Origin of the sequence: Streptomyces sp. PsTaAH-124 (assembly GCF_000373685.1) — a bacterium.
Classification (GTDB): Bacteria; Actinomycetota; Actinomycetes; order Streptomycetales; family Streptomycetaceae; genus Streptomyces; species Streptomyces andamanensis.
In genome coordinates, this window is sequence record NZ_KB892193.1 from 1 (window position 1) to 21,526 (window position 21,526).

General features: G+C 73.1%; 16 protein-coding genes and 1 pseudogene. 12 read left to right on the top strand and 5 right to left on the bottom strand.

Going from position 1 to position 21,526, the window contains the following annotated elements; all coding sequences use genetic code 11:
- From B086_RS45730 to cimA, 6 genes and pseudogenes are all read left to right on the top strand, one after another.
- Positions 1 to 368, top strand: a pseudogene (locus B086_RS45730) (urease subunit gamma); the annotation flags it as partial.
- Positions 365 to 2,089, top strand: coding sequence for an urease subunit alpha (locus tag B086_RS0129545; protein WP_037874196.1), 1,725 nt, complete (start codon positions 365 to 367; stop codon positions 2,087 to 2,089). The pseudogene B086_RS45730 and the gene B086_RS0129545, both read left to right, overlap by 4 nt.
- A gap of 16 nt (positions 2,090 to 2,105) precedes the next feature.
- Positions 2,106 to 3,143, top strand: a complete 1,038-nt coding sequence (locus B086_RS0129550; RefSeq protein WP_018570055.1) for an agmatine deiminase family protein — start codon at positions 2,106 to 2,108, stop codon at positions 3,141 to 3,143.
- A 217-nt stretch (positions 3,144 to 3,360) separates the two neighbouring features.
- Positions 3,361 to 3,900 carry a TetR/AcrR family transcriptional regulator gene (locus B086_RS0129555; RefSeq protein WP_078531239.1) on the top strand — a complete coding sequence of 180 codons (540 nt, stop codon included), beginning with the start codon at positions 3,361 to 3,363 and terminating at the stop codon, positions 3,898 to 3,900.
- Between the two features lie 62 nt (positions 3,901 to 3,962).
- The gene (locus tag B086_RS0129560) at positions 3,963 to 5,264 is read left to right on the top strand and encodes an MFS transporter (protein WP_018570057.1); all 1,302 of its coding nucleotides are present in this window, start codon (positions 3,963 to 3,965) and stop codon (positions 5,262 to 5,264) included.
- Positions 5,265 to 5,546: 282 nt separating this feature from the next.
- On the top strand, positions 5,547 to 7,151 hold the full coding sequence (gene cimA / locus B086_RS0129565; protein ID WP_018570058.1) for a citramalate synthase: 1,605 nt from the start codon (positions 5,547 to 5,549) through the stop codon (positions 7,149 to 7,151).
- Positions 7,152 to 7,179: 28 nt separating this feature from the next.
- Here cimA and B086_RS0129570 read toward each other — a convergent pair whose 3' ends face one another.
- On the bottom strand, positions 7,180 to 7,803 hold the full coding sequence (locus B086_RS0129570) for a GOLPH3/VPS74 family protein (protein WP_018570059.1): 624 nt from the start codon (positions 7,801 to 7,803) through the stop codon (positions 7,180 to 7,182).
- A 310-nt stretch (positions 7,804 to 8,113) separates the two neighbouring features.
- Between B086_RS0129570 and B086_RS0129575 the strand changes: the two genes are divergently transcribed.
- Together B086_RS0129575 and B086_RS0129580 are read left to right on the top strand one after the other, a co-directional pair.
- Positions 8,114 to 11,137 carry a glycoside hydrolase family 3 protein gene (locus tag B086_RS0129575; protein ID WP_018570060.1) on the top strand — a complete coding sequence of 1,008 codons (3,024 nt, stop codon included), beginning with the start codon at positions 8,114 to 8,116 and terminating at the stop codon, positions 11,135 to 11,137.
- 90 nt (positions 11,138 to 11,227) lie between these two features.
- Positions 11,228 to 12,586, top strand: coding sequence for a hypothetical protein (locus tag B086_RS0129580; RefSeq protein WP_018570061.1), 1,359 nt, complete (start codon positions 11,228 to 11,230; stop codon positions 12,584 to 12,586).
- 1 nt (position 12,587) lies between these two features.
- Here B086_RS0129580 and B086_RS0129585 read toward each other — a convergent pair whose 3' ends face one another.
- Both B086_RS0129585 and B086_RS0129590 read right to left on the bottom strand, forming a co-directional pair.
- The gene (locus B086_RS0129585; RefSeq protein ID WP_018570062.1) at positions 12,588 to 12,827 is read right to left on the bottom strand and encodes a DUF397 domain-containing protein; all 240 of its coding nucleotides are present in this window, start codon (positions 12,825 to 12,827) and stop codon (positions 12,588 to 12,590) included.
- Positions 12,824 to 13,645: a helix-turn-helix domain-containing protein gene (locus B086_RS0129590; RefSeq protein ID WP_018570063.1), complete on the bottom strand. Its 822-nt coding sequence runs from the start codon at positions 13,643 to 13,645 to the stop codon at positions 12,824 to 12,826. Before B086_RS0129590 ends, B086_RS0129585 begins: the two co-directional genes overlap by 4 nt.
- A 112-nt stretch (positions 13,646 to 13,757) precedes the next feature.
- On the opposite strand from B086_RS0129590, the gene B086_RS0129595 reads away from it, so the two are divergent.
- A complete protein-coding gene (locus B086_RS0129595; protein ID WP_018570064.1) occupies positions 13,758 to 14,165 on the top strand; it encodes an ATP-binding protein in 408 nt (135 codons plus the stop codon).
- 10 nt (positions 14,166 to 14,175) lie between these two features.
- Here the strand turns inward: B086_RS0129595 and B086_RS0129600 are convergent, their stop codons facing one another.
- Entirely contained in the window at positions 14,176 to 15,879 is a 1,704-nt protein-coding gene (locus tag B086_RS0129600; protein ID WP_018570065.1) for a sigma-70 family RNA polymerase sigma factor, read from the bottom strand.
- A 132-nt stretch (positions 15,880 to 16,011) separates the two neighbouring features.
- Here B086_RS0129600 and B086_RS41145 point away from each other — a divergent pair, with 132 nt between their 5' ends.
- Positions 16,012 to 17,565: a hypothetical protein gene (locus B086_RS41145; RefSeq protein WP_018570066.1), complete on the top strand. Its 1,554-nt coding sequence runs from the start codon at positions 16,012 to 16,014 to the stop codon at positions 17,563 to 17,565.
- 36 nt (positions 17,566 to 17,601) lie between these two features.
- Here the strand turns inward: B086_RS41145 and B086_RS0129610 are convergent, their stop codons facing one another.
- The gene (locus B086_RS0129610; protein ID WP_018570067.1) at positions 17,602 to 18,225 is read right to left on the bottom strand and encodes a YceI family protein; all 624 of its coding nucleotides are present in this window, start codon (positions 18,223 to 18,225) and stop codon (positions 17,602 to 17,604) included.
- Positions 18,226 to 18,394: 169 nt separating this feature from the next.
- On the opposite strand from B086_RS0129610, the gene B086_RS0129615 reads away from it, so the two are divergent.
- Positions 18,395 to 20,848, top strand: coding sequence for a polysaccharide lyase 8 family protein (locus tag B086_RS0129615; RefSeq protein WP_018570068.1), 2,454 nt, complete (start codon positions 18,395 to 18,397; stop codon positions 20,846 to 20,848).
- Between the two features lie 151 nt (positions 20,849 to 20,999).
- The coding region (locus tag B086_RS0129620) for a carboxyl transferase domain-containing protein (RefSeq protein WP_324604704.1) at positions 21,000 to 21,526 on the top strand (527 nt) is incomplete at its 3' end.

Sequence of the window (21,526 nt, forward strand, 5' to 3'; positions counted from 1 at the left end):
AGAGCGCCGAGGTGGGCCTCGTGCCGATCGGCGGCGCCCGGGTCGCCATCGGCTTCGCCGGACTGGTCGACGGCCCGCTGGACGCCCCCGGCGCCAGGCAGGAGGCCCTGCGCCGGGCCGCCGCCTGCGGCTACCTGGGCGTGTCCGCGACGGAAGCGGCGGGACCGGAAGCCGCCGGGACGGAAGCCGCCGGGACGGAAGCCGCCGGGACGGAAGCCGCCGGGACGGAAGCCGCCGGGACGGAAGCCGCCGGGACCGAAGCCGCCGAAACACAGGCCGACCGAGCGGAACCCCCCGCACCCCCGGCCCCCGCACCCCCAGCCCCCGACGCCCCGGCCCCCGACGCCCCGGAAGGAGACGCCCGATGAGCCGTTCCAAAGGACGCGAGGTGAGCCGGGCGATCCACGTCGATCCGCACGCCTACGCCGCCACCCACGGCCCCCGCGCCGGTGACCGGGTCCGCCTCGGCGACTCCGGTCTGGTGATCCGGGTGGAGTCGGACGCGCAGCGGTACGGCGACGAGTTCCTGGCCGGGTTCGGCAAGACCGCCCGCGACGGACTGCACCTCAAGGCCGCGGCCGTCCGCGACACCTGCGACGTCGTGATCAGCAACGTCGTCGTGATCGACGCGGTGCAGGGCATCCGCAAGGTGTCCATCGGCATCCGCGAGGGCCGGATCAGCGCCGTGGGCCGGGCCGGCAACCCGGACACGCTCGACGGGGTCGACGTCGTCGTGGGCACCGGCACGACCATCGTGTCCGGCGAGGGCCTGATCGCGACCGCCGGAGCCGTGGACACCCATGTGCACCTGCTGTCGCCGCGGATCATGGAGGCGTCCCTCGCCTCCGGGGTGACCACGGTCATCGGGCAGGAGTTCGGGCCGGTGTGGGGCGTCGGCGTCAACTCGCCCTGGGCGCTGCGGCACGCCTTCGGCGCCTTCGACGCCTGGCCGGTCAACATCGGCTTCCTGGGCCGGGGTTCGTCCTCGCAGGGCGCCCCCCTCGTCGAGGCGCTGGCCGAGGGCGGCGCCTGCGGCTTCAAGGTGCACGAGGACATGGGCGCCCACACCCGCGCCCTGGACACCGCCCTGCGGGTGGCCGAGGACCACGACGTGCAAGTGGCCCTGCACAGCGACGGCCTGAACGAGTGCCTGTCGGTGGAGGACACCCTGCGCGTCCTGGAGGGGCGTACGATCCACGCCTTCCACATCGAGGGCTGCGGCGGCGGGCATGTGCCCAATGTGCTGAAGATGGCGGGCGTGCCCAATGTCATCGGCTCCTCCACCAACCCCACGCTGCCCTTCGGCCGGGACGCGGTCGCCGAGCACTACGGCATGATCGTCTCCGTCCACGACCTGAAGACCGACCTGCCCGGCGACGCCGCCATGGCCCGCGACCGCATCCGAGCGGGCACCATGGGCGCCGAGGACGTGCTGCACGACCTGGGCGCGATCGGCATCACCTCCTCCGACGCGCAGGGCATGGGCCGCGCGGGCGAGACCGTGCGGCGCACCTTCGCGATGGCCGGGAAGATGAAGGCCGAGCTGGGCCCGGCCGAGGGCGACGGCCCCGGCGACGACAACGGCCGCGTGCTGCGCTACATCGCCAAGCTGACCGTCAACCCGGCCATCGCGCACGGCCTCTCCCACGAGGTCGGCTCCCTGGAGGCCGGCAAGCTCGCCGACATCGTGCTGTGGCGCCCGGAGTACTTCGGCGCCAAACCGCAGCTCGTGCTGAAGTCCGGCTTTCCCGCGTACGGCGTCACCGGCGACCCGAACGCGGCCACCGACACCTGCGAACCCCTCGTGCTGGGACCGCAGTTCGGCGCGCACGGCGCCACCCCCGCCGAACTCTCCGTCGCGTTCGTGGCGCAGGCCGCGCTCGACCAGGGCGGCGACACCATGCCCACCCGCAGGCGCCGGGTCGCCGTGCGCGGCACCCGCGGCATCGGCCCGGCCGACCTGCGCCTGAACTCCCGTACCGGAGCGGTCGACGTCGACCAGCGCACCGGCCTGGTCACCCTGGACGGCGACCCGCTGCGCTCGGAGCCCGCCGACTCCGTCTCCCTGAACCGCCTGTACTTTCTCTGAGAAACCGAGAACCCATATGAGCACCCCCGCCGCCGACGGCTTCTCCATGCCCGCCGAATGGGAGCCGCACGAGCGCACCTGGATGGCCTGGCCGGGCGCCAACCCGACCTTCGACACCCCGGAGGAACTGGCCGCCTCCCGTACCGCCTGGGCGTCGGTCGCCCGCGCGGTGCGCCGCTTCGAACCGGTCACCGTGGTCTGCGGCCCCGGCCAGTCCGCCGAGGCCCGCGCCCTGCTCGGCGACGGCGTCGACACCGTCGAACGCGACCTCGACGACGCCTGGATGCGCGACATCGGCCCCACCTTCCTCAAGGACCGCACCGGCCGGCTGGCCGCCGTGGACTGGACGTTCAACGGCTGGGGCGCCCAGGACTGGGCCCGCTGGGAGCACGACGCGAAGATCGGCGCGTACGTGGCCGACCTCGCCGGAGCGAAGACGTACGCCTCACGGCTGGTCAACGAGGGCGGCGCGATCCACGTCGACGGCGAGGGCACCGTCCTGCTCACCGAGACCGTCCAGCTCGGCCCGGAGCGCAACCCGCACTGGTCCCGGGAGCAGGTCGAGGCGGAGATCCACGCGCACCTGGGCACCCGCAAGGCGATCTGGCTGCCGCGCGGCCTGACCGGCGACTACCCGCCGCACGGCTACGGCACCCTCGGCCATGTCGACATCGTCGCCGCCTTCGCCCGCCCCGGCGTCGTCGTCGCCCACCACCAGCCCGACCCGGCCCACCCCGACCACGAGGTCACCAAGGAGGTCATCGCCCTCCTGCGCGCCGCCACCGACGCCCACGGCCGCCCCCTGGAGGTCGTCGAGGTGACCGCCCCCACCGTGCTGGAGGCCGACGGCCACTGGGCCGACTACTCCTACATCAACCACTACCTCTGCAACGACGGCGTCGTCCTGTGCGCCTTCGATGACCCCCGCGACGAGGACGCCGCCGCCGTCTTCCGCCGCCTCTTCCCCGACCGCACGGTCACCCTGGTCGACGCCCGCACGATCTTCGCGGGCGGCGGCGGCATCCACTGCATCACCCAGCAGCAGCCGAAGTAGGGCCCGCGCCGACGGTCGGGTAGAACGTACGCGTGGATGTACTGCTCTTCGCCGCTCGCGGCCACCGACCCGCCGAGCCGGTCCGGACGCCGGACGTGGTGTGCGGCCAGGTTTCCGTCCGGGTGAATCCGGGATCCGTCCGGGTGGATGCGGGGGCGGGGCGGTGACGCGCAGCCGTACGCCCGCGCCGCCGCGCGAGGAGGTGCTCGCCGTCGCCATGGAGATGATCGCCGAACGCGGTCTGGAGAAGCTCACGATGGCGGCGCTGGGCCGCGAGGTCCAGATGAGCAGCGGGCATCTGCTGTACTACTTCGGCTCCAAGGACGAGCTGCTGCTGCGCACCCTGGAGTGGAGCGAGAGCCGGCTCGGGGCCGAGCGCGGGCGGCTGCTGGCGCGGGACGCCCCGGCCCGGGAGCGGCTGGACGCCTATGTCGCCCTGTATGTGCCCGACGGGCGGCACGACCCGCACTGGACGCTCTGGCTGGAGGTCTGGAACCGCTCGCTGACCGCCGCCGAGGACGCCCGGGACCGGCAGGGCGCCATCGAGGGCGCCTGGCACCGCGACCTGGCGGCCCTGGTCGCCGAGGGCGTCTCGCGCGGCGAGTTCCGCCCGGTGGACGCCGACCGCTTCGCGACCCGGCTGCGCGCCCTGCTCGACGGCTTCTCGCTCCAGGTGGCGATCGGGCTGCGCGGCACCGGCCGCGAGCGGGTGCTCGGCCTGGTGGGGGAGTTCCTGGACGAGTCGCTGACGCCGTAGCGCGCCTTGCCGCCACTCGCGCGGGGTGCGTCGGCCGGGTCCCGGCGGGGCAGTCACAGCGCATGGGACGAGAGCAGTGGAAGAAGATCTGGATCGGCTCGGCGGGGAACATGGTGGAGTGGTACGACTGGTTCGTCTACGCCAGTTTCGCCACCTACTTCGCCGGGGCGTTCTTCCCGCACGGCAATCCGACCGCGCAGATGATGAACACCGCGGGCATCTTCGCGGTCGGGTTCTTCATGCGGCCGGTCGGCGGCTGGTTACTGGGCCGGGTCGGTGACCGCCAGGGCCGCAAGGCCGCCCTGACCCTGACGGTCACCCTGATGTCGGCCTCGGCGGTGCTGATCGCCGTCGCGCCGACCTACGGCGTCGCCGGGTACGGCGGCGCGCTGGTGCTGCTGCTGGCCCGGCTGCTCCAGGGTCTTTCGGTGGGCGGCGAGTACGCGGCCAGCGCCACCTATCTCACCGAGGCGTCCGACCCGCGCCGCCGCGGCTTCGCCTCCAGCTTCCAGTACGTCTCCATGACCGCGGGCCAGATCGTCGGCCTCGGCCTCCAGATCCTCCTCCAGCGGACCATGTCCGACGACGTGCTGCACAGCTGGGGCTGGCGGATCCCGTTCGTGGTGGGCGCGCTCGGCGCCGCCGTGATCTTCTACCTCCGGCGCAGCATGCTGGAGACCGAGGTGTACGAGGCCGACGACAGCGGCGGCGCGGAGCGCGGCACGCTGCGCGCGCTGTGGGCGCACAAGCGCGAGGCGCTGCTCGTGATGGCGCTGACCATGGGCGGCACGGTGGCGTACTACACGTACACCACCTACCTCACCAAGTACCTGTCCAACTCCGCGGGCCTGCCCAAGCGGACCGCGACGCTGGTCTCCTTCACCGCGCTGATCGTCTTCGCCTGCCTCCAGCCGCTGGCCGGGCGGCTCTCCGACCGGATCGGGCGCCGTCCGCTGCTGATCACCTTCGCGGTCGGCTCGACCCTGCTGACCGTGCCGATCCTCACCCTGCTCCGGCACGCGGGCAGCTTCTGGCCCGCGCTGGGGCTGTCCCTGCTGGCCCTGGTCGTGGTCACCGGATACACCTCGATCAACGCCTGTGTGAAGGCCGAGCTGTTCCCCACCGGCGTGCGCGCTCTCGGCGTGGCGCTGCCCTACGCGCTGGCCAACGCCCTGTTCGGCGGCACCGCGGAATACGTCGCGCTGTGGTTCAAGAACGCCGGGATCGAGTCGGGCTTCTTCTGGTACGTGGCGGCCTGCGCGGCGGTCTCGCTGGTGGTCTACGTCAGCATGCGCGAGACCCGGGACCTGGACCTGACCCGGGTGAAGAACGCCGAGGTGTCCACGCCCGCGCCCGCATCCTGAGACGGCGGTGAGCGCGGGGGCGGGACTGTGCCAGACTGCCCCCGTGCTCTCGTTCGCCATGATTATTGGCAGCAGGCGCGCCGGTCCGCAGTGACCGCCACGTACGACCAGGTACGGGCGGCCACCGTCGTCCTCGACCCGCGCGCAGACCTCTCGCACCCGCGAGGGGTCTTTCGTTTTCCCGGCCCACCTTCAGCCGGGGAGCATGGCGCGCGAGTATTGGGGGGACGGTGGAGCCGGTCATTCCGGTACGACCGAGATCCCACACAGGAGCCCTGAGACATGTCCGAAACCAGCCGGCTGGACGATTCGTTCCACGTCTTCGACACCACCCTGCGCGACGGCGCCCAGCGGGAGGGCATCAACCTCACCGTCGCCGACAAGCTGGCCATCGCCCGCCACCTGGACGACTTCGGCGTGGGCTTCATCGAGGGCGGCTGGCCCGGGGCGAACCCCCGCGACACCGAGTTCTTCGCCCGAGCCAAGGACGAGATCGACTTCCGCACCGCCCGGCTCGTCGCCTTCGGCGCCACCCGCCGCGCCGGTGCCAAGGCCGCCGAGGACCCGCAGGTCAAGGCGCTGCTGGAGTCCGGCGCCGAGGTGATCACCCTGGTCGCCAAGTCGCACGACCGGCATGTGGAGCTGGCGCTGCGCACCACCCTGGAGGAGAACCTGGAGATGGTGCGCGACACCGTCGCCCACCTGAGCGCCCAGGGCCGCCGCGTCTTCGTGGACTGCGAGCACTTCTTCGACGGGTACCGCGCCAACCCCGAGTACGCCAAGGCGGTCGTCCGCGCCGCCGCCGAGGCGGGCGCCGACGTCGTGGTGCTGTGCGACACCAACGGCGGCATGCTGCCCGCCCAGGTCCAGGCCGTCGTCGCCACCGTCCTCGCCGACACCGGCGCCCGCCTCGGCATCCACGCCCAGGACGACACCGGCTGCGCGGTCGCCAACACCCTGGCCGCCGTCGACGCGGGCGCCACCCATGTGCAGTGCACCGCCAACGGCTACGGCGAGCGGGTCGGCAACGCCAACCTCTTCCCGGTCGTCGCCGCCCTGGAGCTGAAGTACGGCAAGCAGGTGCTCCCCGAGGGGCGGCTGCGCGAGATGACCCGGATCTCGCACGCCATCGCCGAGGTCGTCAACCTGACGCCCTCCACCCACCAGCCCTACGTCGGCCTGTCCGCCTTCGCCCACAAGGCCGGGCTGCACGCCTCCGCGATCAAGGTCGACCCCGACCTGTACCAGCACATCGACCCCGAGCGTGTCGGCAACACCATGCGCATGCTCGTCTCCGACATGGCCGGACGCGCCTCCATCGAGCTGAAGGGCAAGGAGCTCGGCATCGACCTCGGCGGCGACCGCGAGCTGGTCGGCCGGGTCGTGGAGCGGGTCAAGGAACGCGAGCTGAAGGGCTACACCTACGAGGCCGCCGACGCCAGCTTCGAGCTGCTGCTGCGCGCGGAGGTACAGGGCAGCCCGCTGAAGTACTTCGACGTGGAGTCCTGGCGGGCCATCGTCGAGGACCGCCCCGACGGCTCCCACGCCAACGAGGCCACCGTCAAGCTGTGGGCCAAGGGCGAGCGCATCGTCGCCACCGCCGAGGGCAACGGCCCGGTCAACGCCCTGGACCGGGCCCTGCGGGTCGCCCTGGAGAAGATCTATCCCCAGCTCGGCTCGCTCGAACTGGTCGACTACAAGGTCCGCATCCTGGAGGGCCGCCACGGCACCTCCTCCACCACCCGCGTGCTGATCTCCACCTCGGACGGCAAGGGCGAGTGGTCCACGGTCGGCGTCGCCGACAACGTCATCGCGGCCTCCTGGCAGGCCCTGGAGGACGCCTACACCTACGGTCTGCTGCGCGCCGCGGTGGACCCGGCCGCGTAGCCGGGAGGGCGCCCGGCCCCGCGTGCGGTCAGGGCGCCCGCCAGATGTTGTCGAAGGCCGCGTTCTCCACCCGCCGCCGCTGGCGGACGCCCTCCAGTTCGGTGACGGCGTCGCCCACGGCGGCCAGCACGGTCAGCGCGGTCCCGTCCTCGGGCTCGGCGGCCCGCCCGGCGTCGTCGGCCGGGTCCGGCGTGACGCCGAGCGTGGCGGCCAGGGCGGTGAGGACCGGTTCGCGGGCGGCCCAGCGGTCGGCGGCCGAGCGCCGGTCGGCGCTGCCGTCGGCCGGTGTGGTCCGGTCCACCGGGCGGCTGGGCAGCCAGCGGTGCCGCCGGACGGTGCTGAGCTGCCCCTCCGCCTCCAGTACGGCGGTGTAGCCCTCGGCCAGCCCGCGCCCGCGCCGCCACAGCCAGTCCTCGACGCTCTCGTACGGCTCCTCGCCCTGGATCCGGGTCGCCGCCTCGTCCAGGAGCGGGTCGCCGGAGAGCGTGCGCGGACCCGGCCGCAGCCGGTCCTCGATCAGCAGCACCGCCCCGCCCGCGAGCAGGTCGACGAGTTCCGCCCCGGCCAGGGCGAGCGAGAGGTCCCCCTGTTCGACCGGATGGTCACCGGGCACGTCCAGGGTGACGAACAGCAGATCGCGGGCGGTGCTCATGTCGGGCTCCCGGTGACAAGTCGGACAAGACGGTGGTCCGACCCTACGTCACCACGGAGGCTGTGCGTTCACCTCCCGAAGGGACAACGGTCCTTCTTTTCCCGTGCGTTGCCTGTGTACCGGTTATGGCGTGAAGTCTTGACGGAACAAGGCGGCCCCCTTTAACTCACGCTGTGATCTAAGCCCTGAAGCCCTGAAGCCCCTGAGCAAGCCCTGAGTCGGCCAGAGCCGGCCCGGGCAAGCCCCGAGCCGGCCCCGAGCCGAGTGTTCAGCGACGTGTCGGAACAGACCGGATACCGAGGGAAGGTCCATGCGAAGAACCGCCCTGCTCGCCTCCGCCGCCCTGCTCACCGCACTGCTGCCGCTCGGCGCGGCCGGTGCCGCCGCCGGAGCGGACGACCCCGCTCCCGTGCCCGTCGACCGCTTCGAGGGCGAGGTGCCCTTCGCGAGCCAGCCCGCCGAGGGCATCTTCACCTGGGGCGGCGACAGCGACGACGCCCCCGCCCTCCGCCTGGACGAGCGCCCCGACGCTCCCGAGGGCGCCAAGGTCCTGGCCGGGACCTACGACATCAGCGGCTACGGCGGCTTCACCCACGACTACGCGGCCGACCGCCCCGCCCACGACTGGTCCGCGCACCGCGGCATCAGGCTGTGGTGGGAGGGGCACGCCACCGGCGCGAAGATCCCCTTCGAGATCAAGGACGGCGGTGCGAACGGCGAGGCGTCCGAGCTGTGGACCACGTCCTTCACGGACGACTTCACCGGCTGGAAGCAGATCGAACTGCCCTTCGCCGACTTCACCTACCGTACGGACTACCAGCCCGTCGGCGGCATCGACCACGTCCTGGGCCTCACCCAGATGTGGGGCTACGCCCTCACCCTGCCCACCGGCGCCAAGGGCACCTTCGCGCTGGACGGCGTCGAACTGTACGGCCGCGCCGACCAGGCGCTGCGCGCCGCCGTCAGCACCGACGCGGCCGTCGTCCCGGTCACCGAGGGCGGCACGGCCGCCGTCCGCTTCACCGTCGCCACCACCGGCGCCGCGCCGCTCGACCAGCCCGTCACCGTCGCCTACGCGACCGAGGGCGGCACCGCGACCCCCGGCAAGGACTACACGCCCGTCTCCGGCACCCTCACCTTCCCCGCGGGCACCGCCTCCGGCACCTCCCGCACGGTCCGCGTGAGCACCCTGAAGGACCGTTCCGCCGAAGCGGCCGAGACCATCCCGCTCCAGCTCACCGTCACCGGCGCCAAGGCCCCCGCCGAGACCCCGCAGATCGTGGTGGACGCGCACGGACTGCCCTACCTGGACAGCCGCCTGCCGGTGCAGAAGCGCGTCGCCGATCTGGTCTCCCGGATGTCCCTGGCGGAGAAGGCCGGGCAGATGACCCAGGCCGAGCGCGGCGCCATGTCCGCGCCCGGCGACATCGCCTCCTACGCCCTCGGCTCGCTGCTCTCCGGCGGCGGCTCGGTGCCCGAGCCCAACACGCCCGACGCCTGGGCGAAGATGGTCGACGGTTTCCAGCTGCGCGCCCAGGCCACCCGCTTCCAGATCCCGCTGATCTACGGCGTGGACGCGGTGCACGGCCACAACAACCTCGCGGGCGCCACGATCATGCCGCACAACATCGGCATCGGCGCCACCCGCGACCCCGCGCTCGCCGAACGGACCGGCGCCGTCACGGCGTCCGAGGTGCGCGCCACCGGCGTCCCCTGGGACTTCGCGCCCTGCGTGTGCGTCACCCGCGACGAGCGCTGGGGCCGCTCCTACGAGTCCTACGGCGAGGACCCGGCCCTGGTGAAGTCCATGGAGACGGTCATCCAGGGCCTCCAGGGCCGCCCCGACGGCAGCGACCTGGCCCGCAACGACAAGGTGCTGGCCACCGCCAAGCACTTCCTCGGCGACGGCGGCACCGCCTACGGCTCCTCCACCACCGGCACCTACACCCTGGACCAGGGCGTCACCGAGGTCACCCGCAAGCAGCTGGAGGACATCCACCTCGCGCCCTACCAGGACGCGGTGGACCGGGGCGTCGGCACCGTCATGCCGTCCTACTCCTCCCTCGACATCGAGGGCGACGGCAAGGGCGCCGTCAGAATGCACGCCCGCGGCGACATGATCAACGGCGTGCTCAAGGGCCGCATGGGCTTCGACGGCTTCGTCATCAGCGACTACAACGCCCTCGACCAGCTCCCCGGCAGCTACCCGCAGCAGGTCACCGCGTCCGTGAACGCGGGCGTCGACATGATGATGGTCCCCTACAGCCACGCCAAGTTCACCGCCGCCCTCACCGACGAGGTGAAGGCGGGCCGGATCAGCGGGAAGCGGATCGACGACGCCGTCTCGCGCATCCTGACCGAGAAGTTCCGCCTCGGTCTCTTCGAGCACCCCTACGCCGACACCCGCAACGCCTCCGCGATCGGCTCCGCCGCCCACCGCGAGGTCGCCCGCCAGGCCGCCGCCGCCTCGCAGGTGCTCCTGAAGAACAGCGGGGACCTGCTCCCGCTGAAGAAGAGCCAGAAGGTCTACGTCGCCGGGTCCAACGCCGACGACATCGGCAACCAGACCGGCGGCTGGACCATCAGCTGGCAGGGCTCCTCCGGGAACATCATCAAGGGGACCACGATCCTCCAGGGCATGCGGAACGCCGGCGGGGACGTCACCTACTCCAAGGACGCCTCCGCGCCCACCGGCGGCTACGACGCCGGGGTGGTCGTCGTCGGCGAGACCCCGTACGCCGAGGGCGTCGGCGATGTCGGCAATGGCCACGACCTGCGGCTCTCGGCCGCCGACCGGGCCGCCGTCGACAAGGTGTGCGCGGCCATGAGGTGCGCGGTGCTGATCGTCTCGGGCCGCCCCGAGCTGATCGGCGACCAGCTCGGTTCCATCGACGCGCTCGTCGCCTCCTGGCTGCCCGGCACCGAGGGCGACGGCGTCGCCGACGTGCTCTACGGCCGCCGGGGCTTCACCGGACAGCTCCCGGTCACCTGGCCCAGGTCGGAGCAGCAGCTTCCGATCAACGTCGGGGACGCCTCCTACGATCCGCAGTTCCCCTACGGCTGGGGCCTGACCACCCTGAAGAAGGTGCCCGCCGGAGGCGCCCTCGCCCTGCGCGCCCTCGGCCTGGCGGCGACCGTCGCCGAACACGCGCACGCCGCGAAGGCGGGCCGCGAACTGGTCACCCAGGCACGGCTGATCGTCCAGCAGCGGATCGCCGGACACGGCATGACGGCAGCGGTCGCGGCGCCCTTCGCCGACGCCGACCACCTGCTGCTGACCGGCCGCTACGGCGCGGCGGTGGACCGCCTCACGGCCGCCTACCGGGCGGCCTGACCGCCCCGCACACCGCTGGTGGGGGTGCACGGGAGGGCGCCCCCACCAGCCCGGACGACCCGCTTGTCATATTTCGGGTAGCTTCGAACCATGAAGGCCGTCGCCCCGCCCCGCGCCCCCGGCAGACTCCCGGCGGCACTGCTCGCGGCCCTCCTGGTCGCCCTGTCCTTCCTGGCCACGAGCGCGCCCCGGGCCGAGGCGGCTACCAGCGTCTCGGCCATCGCCCAGGCGCTGCGCAAGAGCCCGGTCTACGTCGACCCGGCCGCCGCCGCGCAACTGCCGTCCGCCGACGCCGACGCGCTCGCCCGCAAGATCAAGGACGCCGACCGGCCCCTGTTCATCGCCGTCCTCCCGGCCGGCTACCCCACCCAGAACCTCTTCGCCGACCTGCGCACCGCCACCGGCGTCACCGGCGCCTACGCCGTCCGCCTCGGCGACCGCTTCGACGCCCGCGCCGACGCCTCGGTGCTGCCCCGCACCGCCGTACGGAACCTCGTCACCAGCGTCCAGGGCGAGGACACCGCGACCCAGCTCACCGACTTCACCGACCGCGCCCTGGCCAACCTGCGCGGCCGGGCGCCCGCCTCCTGGGGCGGCTCCGGCGGCGCCGGGGGCATGTCGGGCACCGCGCTGGTCACGGTGGCGGCGGTCCTGGTCGCGGGCGGTGTCGGCGCCTACACCCTGGCCCGGCGCAGCTCCCGCCGCCGCGAGGCCGAGCAGCGCGCCGCGCTGGAGAAGCTGCGGGTCGTCGTCGACGAGGACATCACCGCGTTCGGCGAGGAACTGGACCGCCTGGACTTCCACCCGGCCGAGTCCGGCGCGGACGACGCCATGCGCGCCGACTACGAACGCGCCCTCGACGCCTACGAGCAGGCCAAGCAGTCCATGGCCGCCGCCCGCAGACCGGAGGACGTCCGCGCGGTCACCCGGGCGCTGGAGGACGGCCGTTTCTCCCTGGCCCTGCTCGCCGCCCGCCGCGAGCACCGCCCGCTGCCCGAGCGCCGCCCGCCCTGCTTCTTCGACCCGCGCCACGGACCCTCGGTCACCGACGCCGCCTGGACCCCGCCCGGCGGCGCACCGCGCCGGGTCCCGGTCTGCGCGGCCGACGCCACCCGCCTGGCCGACGGCCGCGACCCGGTGGTCCGCCAGGTCGACACCGACCAGGGCCGCCGCCCCTACTGGGACGCGGGCCCGGCCTACGGCCCCTGGGCGGGCGGCTACTTCGGCGGCGGCATCCTCCCCGGCCTCCTCGTCGGCACCGTCCTCGGCGGCATGATGTCCACCCCGAGCTACGCCGCCGACTACGGCGACGGCGGCTTCGGCGGCTACACCGGCGGCGATGTCTCCGGCGCCGACTTCGACCCGGGCGACTACGGCGGCGGCTTCGGAGACGGCGGCGGAGGGGACTTCGGCGGCGGGGGCGGCGGGGACTTCGGGGGCGGTTTCTGAACTACACCTCGCGGGTACGGCCGACGAACGCGGCCCAGCTCGCGGGGGAGACGGTCAGGACGGGGCCGACGGGGGCGGCTTTGGAGTCGCGGATGTGGATGGCGGAGGTGTGCGCGGCCACCTCGACGCACTCGCCGCCCTCGTTGCTGCTGTAGCTGGACTTGCGCCAGTCGTAGGAGACTTCGAGGCAGTTACCCCCCTCGCTGCCGCTGTAGCTGGACTTGAACCACGCGGTCTTCATGACTCTCCTAGCAGTCCGTGCAAGAAGCGCACACTCTCGTCGGGCGAGAGGGCTTGAGACCGCAGCATTGCATATTTGTGGTGGTAGTCGCAGACCTCGTCGGGATCATCGGTGAGGAAACTGGCGCGCTGCACCTCCAGGTAGACCAGGCGTTCGTGGTCGGGCGTTTCCAGCAGCACCATGGGCCCGTCGAGGCAGGCGTGCGGGGTCCGTTCCTCGGGCATGATCTGAAAGCTCATGTTGGTCGGCGCGGTGAGCTCGAGGATCTGCCGGAACTGCGCCTGCATCACCTCCGGGCCACCGACCTCACGCCGCAGGATGCTCTCCTCCAGCACGAAATGCCCTACGGGCGGGCTCGCGCGCTGCCAGATCAACTGCCGGTCCATGCGAGTGGTCACCCACTGTTCGGCCGTTTCGGTTCCGAGCGCCGGGTATCGGTAGTCGAAGACCGCACGGCAGTAGTCCCTGGTCTGGAGCAGCCCTGGCATCGCCAGCGCCTCGTACGAGTAGATACTCAGCGCCTCCTGCTCGTGATCCACCAGCCCCTGCGCGAACTGCACGATCCGGTCCCGTACCGGCAGGCGCGCGACGAGGACGGCCAACGCACCGCTCGTATCGAGCAGTTCGTCGAACTGCTCCGCGCGGTCGGGCTGGAGGGCCAAGCGGCCCTGCTCGATGGACCCCACCGTATCGACGTGGATGCTGGCGGCCTCCGCGAACTGCTCCTGGGTCATCCGGGCCCGCTTGCGGTAGTGGGCGACCAGTGAGCCCACAGCCTGCCAGGTGGCGTTCTTCTTGCTCTTCTTCCGCGATGGCATGGCCGATCCTTTCCCCCGTACACGCGTGAAGTCGTCGGAGTGAGGTCGTAGTAATCAGAACTACGACTTCACTCGTTGGTCCACAGTAGTGACACACAGTGACACTCGTCCCGTGAACGTGGAACTTCAACTCCCCCTGACCCGTACGGCGTTCTACCGGCGGGACCGCAGGTCGGTGCGGCTCGCACGGCAGTTCGCTCAGGCCGCCCTCGCCGAGTGGGCGGCGACCGTACGCGCCGACGACGTACAGCTCTGTGTGAGCGAACTGGCGACCAACGCGCTGCTGCACGGCGTACCGCCCGGCCGCGGCTTTCTGCTGCTGCTCGCGCTGCATCCGGGCGGCGCGCTGCGTGTGGAGGTGCACGACAGCGGGACGGGGGACGTCCGGATGCCGGAGACCTCGACGGAGGCGGAGCGCGGCCGGGGCCTGATGCTGGTGGCCGCGCTGGCGGACAAGTGGGGGGTGGACGCGCGCTCGCCCGGCAAGATCGTGTGGTGCGAGTTCGCGGCGGCCCGCTGACCGGCGGCGCTCACATCCTCGTACCGAAGTCCTGGGTCCACCACGGTCCGCCGGGGCCCTCGTGGACGCCGACGCCGAGGTTCTTGAAGGAGCAGTTGAGGATGTTGGCCCGGTGGCCGGGGCTGTGCATCCAGGAGTCCATCACGGAGGCGGGGGTCTGCTGACCCCTGGCTATGTTCTCGCCGTAGGTGGACCAGCGGTATCCGGCGGCGGTGATGCGGTCGCCGGGGTCCTTGCCGTCCGGGTTGGTGTGGTCGAAGAAGTCGCGGGCGGCCATGTCGTCGGAGTGGGCGCGGGCGGCGGTGTCCAGCTGGGAGTCCCCGGTGACGGCACCGCAACCGGCCTTGGCGCGCTCCTGGTTGACCAGGGCGAGGACCTGGGCGACATCGCCCTGGGGGACGGGCGGCTGGGTGTGGGTGGCGGGGGCGCTGTGCGTCGGGCGGGGCTGGTGCGCGGGTGCGGAGGGGGTCTTGCTCCTCGGTGCCGCCGGGCTCTTGGCGGTGCTCGGGCTCTTGGAGGGGGAGGCCGAGGGCGAGGCGGAGGGGGACGGGGAGTCGGACGGCGAGGCCGAGGGGGAGGGGGCCGGGGTGCCGTCGAGCTGGGTGCCGGGTGCGGCCAGGTCGGTGACGGGCGTGGCGGGGCCCCGGGCCGTCGTACCGTCCTCGTCGCTGCCGCCGCCGAAGTACCAGATGCCGCCGCCCGCGACACAGGCGGCCACCACGGCGGCGGCGGCCGTGCGCCGCCGGACGCGGCGACGGCGGCGGGCCGCGTCGCGTGCGCCCGCCCGGCCGCCGGGGGAGCGCCCGCCGGAGGCGCGGTGCCGGGCGGCGGCCCGGCCGGTGGAGTCGGGGACGGCGGGCAGGGAGGCGGTGGCGGCCGCCGGGTCGAAGGGCGCGGCCGCGCCCACGGGCGCCGCGTCGAAGGCGGGGCCGGCCAGCCGCAGCAGGGCCACCGGCACCGGGACCAGCGCCAGCCCGGCCAGCAGCCCTTCGGCGGGCATCAGGCCGCTCCACAGCCCGGCGCAGTGCGCGCACGCGCGCGCGTGGCGGGCGATGCGCTTGCGCCAGAGGGCGGAGGGGTGCCCGTCCCAGCCGGTGGCCAGCACGTCGTTGAGTTCGGCGCAGCGCGGCCGGGCGTCGAGCGCCCGTACGACCACCCGGGCCGCCTCCAACTGCGCCTTCATCCGCTGGACGCGGACCGCCGTGTGCTCCGGGGAGAGCTTCAGGGCCGCCGCGACCTCGGTGCGGGTCAGCTCCCCGGCGCACTCCAGCCACCACAGGGACAGCAGCGCCCGGTCGTCGGGCTCCAGCCAGCGGGTGGCCCGCGCGGTCTCCTGGCGCTGCCCGGACAACTGGAGCCGCAGCATGGTCAGATCCACGAAGTCACCGCCGGGACCGGCGACCTCGCCCGCGTCCTCCACGGCGTACGGCGCGGCCTGCCGGTCCTGCCAGTGCGCCCGCACCCGGTTCATGGCGATCGCCACCAGCCAGGACCGGAAGCTGCCCGGATCCCGCAGCCCGCCCAGCCCGTCCAGCGCCCGCAGCATGGTGTCCTGCACGACGTCGTCGACGTCCACCGAGCCGTTCAGCGCCCGGCCCACGATGTTGTAGACCAGCGGCAGATAGGCGCCGACCAGGGCGTCCTGAGCCGCCGGGTCACCCTCGCGGGCAGCGGCCACGAGCGCCGCCGTATCCACCGAGTGCTGTGTGCTCATAGGAGAACTACCCCGTCCCTTGACGTCGGTCGATGATGTCCGATGCCTGGGAGACCGGGGAGCCGGGGTCGCATAACAGTTCTTCGGAGAAAAGTTCGCCCGCGAGGAGAATCCGTCCGCGAGGATGCTGCGATGCCCTCCGCGTCCTCTGCGCCCTCTGCGTCTTCCGGGTCCTCCTCGCCGCTCGCCGGAGCGTGGCTGCGCGGCATCGCCGTCAACCCGTCGGCCGGGCCCGGCGTCCAGCTCCGCCTGCTGCGGTCGGCCGTGCGGGCTGCCTGGGAGCCGCTGTGCGAGCACGGCGATCTGCCGCAGGCCGTCGTGGAGGCGGTGCTCGCGCACCCGTCGCCACAGGTCCGGGGCGCGTTCGCCCGCAACCACCGGGCCGACCCGGCGCACCGCGGACGGCTGGCCCGCGACCCGGACGCGCTGGTGCGCGCCCGGCTCGCCGGTGGCCCCCGGCCCCGCTCCGACCAGGTCGTCCCGCTTCCCGACGACGCGCTGATGACCCTGCTCACCGCCGAGGACGGACCCGGTGACGACCCGCTCGTCACGGCGGACGAGATCCGGCAGGAGCTGGCGTTCTCCGGGCAGATCCCCCCGTCGTTCCCGCACCGGATGACCTGCCACGACCGGAGCGAGCTGCGGGCGTACGCCGCCGGGTACTGGCACTGGCTCACCCCCGCCGAGCGGGAGACCCTCCGCGCCGACCCCGACCCCGCCGTACGGGAGGCCGCGCGCAAGCGGATCCGTGACGAGGACCCCGAGGCCATGCGGGCGGACCTGCCCGACGAGGACTGCCTGCCCCGGAGAACGCTCCTGTACAACTGCGCCGTCTCGGCGGCGGTGGCCGAGGCATGTCTGACGGCCGGACGGGACCTCACGTCGCTGGCGCACAACCGGTACACGCCCGCCTTCGCGGTCCAGCGGCTGGCCCGCCACCCCGACCCGGAGGTCCGCGCCCTCGTGGCCGCGCGCGCCGACCTCGGCCCCGGGCTGCTGGCGGCGCTCGCCGATGACCCCGACGAGGGGGTGCGGCTGCGGGCCAGGACGCATCCGCTGCCGCGCACCTGGGCCCAGCGCGACGCCCTCGACCGGGTCATCGGCCGCGGTGCCGATCAGATCGGCGCGCTCGCCCGGTCGTTCGGGGAGCCGGACCCGGGCTGGTACGCCGACTGCGCCGCGTCCGGTGATCCGCTGCTCCGCCGGGCCGCGGCGAGTTGGCCGGACCTGCCCGCCGACGCGGCGGCGCGCCTCGCCGCCGACCCCGACCCGGACGTACGGCACCTGCTGGCCTGCAACCACCCGGCCGCGCCGCCGGAACTGCTCCTCGAAGCGTTCCTCGCCCTGCCCCGGCAGCGCGCCCACCTGCGCACGCTGCCCCGGCTGCCGCGCACCGGCCTGCGGCACCTGCTCGGCCACGCGGACGCCGAGGTGCGGGCCCTGGCCGCGGGCGATCCGACACTGGAGGAACTGCCGCTGAGGCTGCTGGACGATCCCGATGCCGCCGTCCGCCGGGCGGCGGCCGCCAACCCCCGGCTGCCCGGGGACCTGCTCGCGCGGCTCCTGGAGGACCCGGCCACCGCCGAGGACGCGGCGGCCAACGCGGCGCTGACCGACGCCCGGCTGCACGCACTGCTCGACCGGGCCGGGGTGCCGGAAGGGGCCGCCGCCGGTGAGGCCCGCTGAGAGGGGCGGCGGCGGCCCGCTGGGCGGGCGTCCGGTTCAGGACTGCTTGATCGCCGAGATGTCGAAGTTGAGCTTGATCTTGTCGGAGACCAGGACGCCGCCCGTCTCCAGGGCCGCGTTCCAGGTCAGGCCCCACTCGGAGCGCAGGATCTCGGCCTTGCCCTCGAAGCCGACGCGCTCGTTGCCGAAGGGGTCCTTGGCGGCGCCGTTGAACTCCAGGTCGATGCTGATCGGCTTGGTGACGCCGAGGATGCTCAGGTCGCCGGTGATCCGGTAGTCGTCGCCGCCCAGGGACTCGGCGGCGGTGGAGCGGAAGGTCATCGCCGGGAACTCGTCGGTCCTGAAGAAGTCCGCGCTCTTCAGGTGCCCGTCGCGGTCCGCGTTGCCCGTGTCGATGCTGTCCATCGCGATGTCGAGCGTGGCCGTCGACTTCGCCGGGTCGGCGCCGTCCAGGTGCAGGCTGCCGGTGAAGTCGTTGAAGGCGCCCTTCACGTTGGTGACCATGGCGTGCCGCGCGACGAACCCGAGCGTGGTGTGCGACGGGTCGATCGTGTAGTCGCCGGTCAGCGCCGCGAGCTGCGGGTCAGCGGCGGCGGCCGGAGCGGCCGCGGTGGTGGCGGTGGTGGTCTCGGTCTCGTTCTTGCGGCCGAAGATGCCCATGATCTGCTCCCTGGGGACGGTGGTCACCCGGCACCGAGGGGGAGTGCCGAGGATGTTGAATGTTCAACCAGAACCAACAAGGACGACAGTAGCGCCATTCCGTTCAACATTCAACCTCTTGGATGTGGGAGTGTTGACGCCCGCCCCCGCCCACGGCTAACCAGGCCCCATGACGAAGCATCAGCAAGGGACCCCCGCCCGCGGAGCCTTCGTACGCCCCACCCGCCGCGGCCTTCTCGTCGCCGCCCTCCTCGCCGCCACCACCGGCACCACGGCCCTCACCGGCCGGGCCGCCGCTGATCCTGCCGACCTCGCCGACCCTGCCGACCCCTACGAGGCCCTGCGCCAGCGCTGGCTCGGCATCGCGCTCGGCGGCGGCTACGACCCGGCCGCCGAGCCCTACGCCGCGCGGCTCGCCGACACCGGCCGGCTCGCCCGCGGCTTCGCCGCCGCGATGGCCCCCGCCCCCGCCTCCCTCTGGCCCGGCCTGCCCTTCGACCCGCCCTCCGGCATCACCGCGAGCTACGGCAGGCTCTGGACGATGGCCCAGGCGTACGTCCGGCCGGGCACCGGCGCCACCGGCGACCCGGCCCTCCTCGCGGACGTGCTGCGCGGCCTCGACCACCTCTCCGCCACCGTCTACCACCCCGCCACCACCCCCTACGGCAACTGGTGGGAGTGGCAGATCGGCAGCCCGCGCCTGCTCATGGACCTCACGGCCGCCCTGTACGGACAGCTCGGCGCCGCGCGGACCGCCGCCGCCTGCGCCGCCGTCGACCACTTCGTCCCGGACGCCCTGCTGCACGACTACTCCGGCACCTCCACCGGCGCCAACCGCGTCGACCTGTGCCGCTCCGTCGCTCTGCGCGGCGTCCTCGGCCGCGCCCCGGAGAAGATCGCCCTCGCCCGCGACGCCCTCTCGCCCGTCTTCCCGTACGTCACCACCGGCGACGGCCTCTACGCCGACGGCTCCTTCGTCCAGCACACCTACGTCGCCTACTCGGGCACGTACGGACAGGTCATGCTCGACGGGCTCGGCCGGCTCTTCGCGCTGCTGGCCGGGTCCGCCTGGGAGGTCACCGACCCGCTGAGGCAGAACGTCCTGGACGGCGTCGAGCACGCCTACGCCCCGCTGATCCACGACGGGCTGGTGATGGACAGCGTCAACGGCCGCGCGATCAGCCGCGGCCTGCTCAGCGGTGACGACCGGCACGTGCTGCGCGGCGACCACTTCCACGGACAGCAGCTCATCGCCGCCATCGCCCTGCTCGCCGACGGCGCGAGCCCCGCCGAGCGCGCGCGCTGGCACGCGCGCGTGAAGGGCTGGATCCAACGGGACACCGTCACCCCGATCCTGACCGCACCCCAGTTCGACGTCGCCGACCTGGCCCGGCTGCACACGGTCGCCGCCTCGCCCGTGGCCGCCGCGCCCGAGCCGCTCGGCCACCGGCTCTTTCCCGCCATGGACCGGGCCGTCCACCGCCACCCCCGCTTCACCGCGGCCCTCTCCCTGTGCAGCGACCGCATCGCCGCCTACGAGTGCGGCAACGGCGAGAACCCGCGCGGCTGGCACGCCGGCGCGGGCATGCTCCAGTGGTGGGCGACGGGCGAGCCCACCGACCAGTACACGGACTGGTTCTGGCCCACCGTCGACTGGTACCGGCTGCCCGGCACCACCGTCTCCACCCGGCGGCTGCCCGACCGCGCGGGCGGCGAATGGGGCGCCGCCCGGCCCGACGTGCGCTGGGTCGGCGGCACCACGGACGGCACGTACGCGGCGATCGGCCAGCATCTGAAGGGGGTCGGCTCCACCCTCCGGGCCCGCAAGTCCTGGTTCTTCGCCGGTGACACCGTCATCTGCCTGGGCGCCGGGATCACCTGCGCCGACGGGGTGCCCGTCGAGACCGTCGTCGACAACCGCAACCTCGGCGAGGGCGGCACCCAGGCGTTCGTCCGGGGGACGGACCGGGGAGCGCACTGGGCCCACCTGGAGGGCCACGGCGGCTGGGTGTTCCCGGCCCACGGCCCCGGCCCCGGCTCGGGCCAGGGCCCCGGCTCCGGCCCCGCGCTGCGCACCCTGCGCGAGGACCGCACCGGCGCCTGGGCCGACATCAACACCACCAGCTCGCCCGAGCGCCGCACCCGCCGCTGGCAGACCCTCTGGCTCGACCACGGCACCGACCCGGCCGACGCCTCCTACGCCTACCTCCTGCTGCCCGGCGCCTCCCGCCGCACCGTCGCCGCGCGCGCCGCCGACCGGCACTGGACGACGGTCCTTGCCAACGACGGCCTCCGCCAGGCCGTCGCCGTGCCCTCGCTGGGGCTGCTCGCCGCCACGTTCTGGCAGGCCGGTACGGTGGGACCGCTGACCGCGTCCGGCGGCGCCGGTGTGCTGGTGCGGCACGACCGCCGTACCGCTACCGCTAGGCTCTGTGTCAGCGAGCCGCCGCGCACCGGCGAACCGCTGGAGATCGTCTGGGACACCCGGCACCACCCGGTGCGCCGGGTGCTGCGGGCCGACGACTCGGTCGAGGTGATCGAGCGGGGCCCCCATCTGGGTCTGCGTGTCACTCCGGGGAAGGCATGTGCCACCCACGAATGTGAGGTGGCTCTCGCCCCCTGACTTTGTGTGACCTCTACAACGCCGATCCCCTGTGAGCAGTCGGAAAGGCTGCACAGGGCTGAGGTTCTGTTCAGTGGTACCAGGAAAACGGGCCGGAGACTGTACGGAGTCGACGGCTCGCTTTCCTTGGTGTCCTTCGTAAGGTCGCTACATGACCGTTTTGGAAGAGACGACGGGTGAGCCCACCGGCGAGCCGACGGACGCGCGCGGACGGGTCGCCGAACTGCACGACATCCGTGCGCAGGCCGTGGCGGGGCCGAGCGAGAAGGCGACCGCGGCGCAGCATGCCAAGGGCAAGCTGACGGCGCGGGAGCGGATCGAGCTGCTGGTGGACCCGGGGTCGTTCCAGGAGGTCGAGCAGTTGCGGCGGCACCGGGCGTCCGGTTTCGGTCTGGAGGCGAAGAAGCCGTACACGGACGGTGTGATCACCGGCTGGGGGACGGTGGAGGGCCGTACGGTCTTCGTGTACGCGCATGATTTCCGGATCTTCGGNGGTGCGCTGGGCGAGGCCCANGCGACGAAGATCCACAAGATCATGGACATGGCNATCGCGGCCGGTGCGCCGCTGGTGTCGCTGAACGACGGTGCGGGTGCGCGGATCCAGGAGGGTGTCTCGGCGCTGGCCGGGTACGGCGGGATCTTCCAGCGGAACACGAAGGCGTCGGGTGTCATCCCGCA